This window comes from Brevibacterium sp. HMSC063G07 (assembly GCF_001810665.1).
In the GTDB taxonomy this organism is placed as follows: Bacteria; Actinomycetota; Actinomycetes; order Actinomycetales; family Brevibacteriaceae; genus Brevibacterium.
Genome location: NZ_KV802353.1, coordinates 1 through 299, shown reverse-complemented (window position 1 = coordinate 299; position 299 = coordinate 1). Strand labels below are relative to the sequence as shown.

General features: G+C 55.2%; 1 protein-coding gene. It reads right to left on the bottom strand.

The window, feature by feature from the left end; all coding sequences use genetic code 11:
* A partial coding sequence (locus HMPREF2757_RS06410; RefSeq protein ID WP_256278281.1) for an alpha/beta hydrolase occupies window positions 1-263 on the bottom strand: 263 nt, incomplete at its 3' end.
* Window positions 264-299: the final 36 nt, after the last annotated feature.

Here is a 299-nt window from a genome sequence, read left to right as displayed (position 1 = left end):
CCGGACACGCTCAGCAGTGAACCGTCAATCATCTCCGCCATCTTCACACCATTGGCATACGGTGTAGCAGGATCATGCGTCGTCGAAATCACCAGAATATTCGGCACCTTCGACAGCTTCTGCGGCTTCGGCAACGTGCCCTTGAACTTCCAGAAGTCACACACGTCATAGCTGCCTGCCGAAACACTCGCCCGCTGGAACGGCGCAACAGCATCATACGCTTCAACAAACTTACGCGCCCGAGCCAGCTTCGCCTTATCCACCGGCTCATCAGCCCTATTAGAATCCGTACACCGAAT